A 2942-nucleotide genomic window follows, 5' to 3' on the forward strand; every position below is an offset into this window, starting at 1 on the left:
TCTCCTGCGCAGGAGCGCCCGCCCATGCCCATGCCCACCATCGCGCACATCCGCGCCCTCACGCTGCGCGGCGGCGGGGCCGACTACCACGACCAGGAGGCAGGACACTGGATCGACGAGCACATCAGCACGCCGATGGCGCGCTACCCCGAGTACCGCAAGAGCCGGAAAAGCTTTGGCCTGGACGTGCTCGGCACGCTGGTCGTGGAACTCGAGGCCAGCGACGGCACGGTGGGCTTTGCGCTGACCACCGGCGGCGACCTGGGCTGCTGGATCGTGGAAAACCACCTGGCGCGCTTCGTCCGGGGCCAGAAGGTCACGGACATCGAAAAAATCTGGGACCAGATGTTCCACGCGACGCTGCACTACGGCCGCAAGGGCATCGTGCTCAACGCCATCTCGGGCGTGGACCTGGCGCTGTGGGACCTGCTCGCGAAGGTGCGCCAGGAGCCGGTGCACGCGCTGCTGGGCGGGCCGGTGCGCGACGAGCTGAGCTTCTACATGACCGGCGCGCGGCCCGATTTCGCGCAGCAGCAAGGCTTTATCGGCGGCAAGCTGCCGCTGCACCACGGCCCCGCCGAGCGCGAGGAAGGGCTGCGCAAGAACCTGCAACTGCTGGCCGACATGCGCCAAAAATGCGGCAAGGACTTCTGGCTCATGTACGACTGCTGGATGAGTCTCGACCTGGAATACGCGACCCGCCTGGCCAAAACAGCGCACGAGGAATTCGGCCTCAAGTGGATCGAAGAAGCGCTGCCGCCCGACGACTACTGGGGCTACGCCGAACTGCGGCGCAACGTGCCGCGCGGCATGCTCGTGGCCACCGGAGAGCACGAGGCCACGCGCTGGGGATTTCGCATGCTGCTCGAAATGGAATGCTGCGACATCCTGCAACCCGACGTGGGCTGGTGCGGCGGGATCACCGAGCTGCTGAAGATCTCCGCGCTCGCCGACGCGCACGGCAAACTGGTCGTGCCGCACGGCTCGTCGGTCTACAGCTACCACTTCGTCATCACGCGGCACAACAGCCCGTTCGCCGAATTCCTCAACATGTCCCCCGGGGCGGATGAGATCGTGCCGATGTTCCATCCGCAGCTGCTCGACGAACCCGTTCCGGTCAACGGGCGCATCCCGGCTTCGGCGCTGGACCGGCCGGGCTTTGGCGTGCGGCTCAATCCGCAATGCAGGCTGCATCGGCCTTTTTCCTCCGACTCCGCCGGCGCGCGGTGAAATGAGAACGAAACCCTCACCATCGCCACCGGGCTGTTGCTGCTGTCCTCGGTGCTGCTGCCCAAGCTGGCGGCCCGCTGGCGCGCGTACCGGCTCACACGCCAGCGCCGCGCCGCACACCCGTGAATTCCTCTTTCCCGCAACCTGCAACCTGACTTGAACACGGACCCAAGAATGACATCCCACCCACTGCTGACACGCCGAATCGCCGTCCTCGCGTTCGCCGCCACGGCAACACTGGCCAGCCAGGCCCAAGACCTGAAGCAAGGGCTGAAGATTGCCTTCCTGCCCAAGCAGATCAACAACCCCTACAACACCATCACCGGCAGCGGAGTCGAAACGGCGGCCCGGGAGATCCAGGCGAGCAGCAAGATGGTCGGCCCGTCCGACGCGGGTGCGTCCTCGCAGGTCGGCTACGTGAATACGCTGGTGACGCAGAAACAGAACGCGATCATCCTCGCGGCGAACGACCCGAACGCGCTCGTGCCGTACCTGAAGAAAGCGCAGGCGCAGGGCACGCGGGTCGTCGCGGTGGACTCGGACGTGGCCGCCGACGGCCGCACGATGTTCATCAACCAGGCAAACAGCGAGGGCATCGGCCGCGCCCAGGTGCAGCTGCTGGCCAGGCTGATCGGCGGCAAGGGCGAATTCGCAATCCTCTCGGCCACGCCGACCGCAACGAATCAGAACACCTGGATCCGGTGGATGCGCAAGGAACTCAGAAAGCCCGGGTACCAGCGCATGCGCCTGGTGAAAGTGGCCTACGGCAACGACGACGACCAGAAGTCCTTCGTCGAGGCGCAGGGCCTGCTCCAGGCCTACCCCAAGCTGAAGGGAATCATTGCGCCGACCACGGTGGGAATCTCCGCCGCCGCGCGCTACCTGTCCACCTCGCCGTTCAAGGGCAAAGTGGTGCTCACCGGCCTGGGCACGCCCAACCAGATGCGCGCCTTCGTGCGCAACGGAACAGTCACCGCGTTCCAGCTCTGGAACCCGTCCGACCTGGGCTACCTGGCGACCTACGCCGCAGCCCACCTGGTCAGCGGCAACATCACGGGCAAAGCCGGCGATACCTTCTTGGCCGGCAAGCTCGGCCGGTACGCCGTGGGCAGGCGGGGCGAGGTGATCCTCGGCCCGCCGACGACTTTCGACGCCGGCAACATCGACCAGTTCAACTTCTGAAACCGCAGCGCAAGCGACTTCGCGCTATCCACACCATGCTGCTCAAAGGCAAATCCCTGATCGTCACCGGTGGCTCGCGCGGCATCGGCCGGGCCATCGCCGTGCAAGCGGCGCGCCACGGCGCCGACGTGCTGATCGCGTACCGGCACGAGAGCGACGCCGGCTACCAGCGCGGCGACGCGGCGCGCGAGGTACTGGCGGAAATCCGGGCGCTGGGCCGGCGCGCGCTGGCGCTCGAGGGCAACGTCGCCGACCCCGACTACGCCAGCGCGCTGGTGGAGTACGCGGTGCAAAGCTTTGGCCGGGTGGACGCGCTGGCGAGCAACGCCGGCGTCTGCCCGTTCCACAGCTTTCTGGACCTGCCACCGCAGCTGCTGCGCGACACCGTGGACATCAACCTGAACGGCGCCTTTTTCGTCACCCAGGCGGTGGCCCGGCAGATGCAGCGGCAGGGGCAGGGCGGCGCCATCGTCGCCACCAGCTCGATCTCGGCGCTGGTGGGCGACGCCATGCAAACGCACTACACGCCG

The 2942-nt window shown here is 67.0% G+C and carries 3 protein-coding genes; all 3 read left to right on the plus strand.

From position 1 onward, the window contains the following. Nucleotides 1-24: 24 nt before the first annotated feature. Nucleotides 25-1230 carry an L-rhamnonate dehydratase gene (gene rhmD / locus VTU_RS0104585; RefSeq protein ID WP_029554111.1) on the plus strand — a complete coding sequence of 402 codons (1206 nt, stop codon included), beginning with the start codon at nucleotides 25-27 and terminating at the stop codon, nucleotides 1228-1230. Between the two features lie 174 nt (nucleotides 1231-1404). Then, nucleotides 1405-2412 carry a rhamnose ABC transporter substrate-binding protein gene (rhaS, locus tag VTU_RS0104595; RefSeq protein ID WP_010101298.1) on the plus strand — a complete coding sequence of 336 codons (1008 nt, stop codon included), beginning with the start codon at nucleotides 1405-1407 and terminating at the stop codon, nucleotides 2410-2412. A gap of 35 nt (nucleotides 2413-2447) precedes the next feature. Next, nucleotides 2448-2942 (plus strand): SDR family NAD(P)-dependent oxidoreductase (locus VTU_RS0104600; RefSeq protein ID WP_010101299.1); only part of this gene is annotated, 495 nt, incomplete at its 3' end.

Origin of the sequence: Verminephrobacter aporrectodeae subsp. tuberculatae At4 (assembly GCF_000193225.1) — a bacterium.
Taxonomy (GTDB): domain Bacteria; phylum Pseudomonadota; class Gammaproteobacteria; order Burkholderiales; family Burkholderiaceae_C; genus Acidovorax; species Acidovorax aporrectodeae.

What these genes read in the sequence shown, in the direction of transcription:
- rhaS (WP_010101298.1), top strand. Translation starts at nt 1,405, where the DNA reads ATGACATCCCACCCACTGCTGACACGCCGAATCGCCGTCCTCGCGTTC.
- rhmD (WP_029554111.1), top strand. Translation starts at nt 25, where the DNA reads ATGCCCATGCCCACCATCGCGCACATCCGCGCCCTCACGCTGCGCGGC.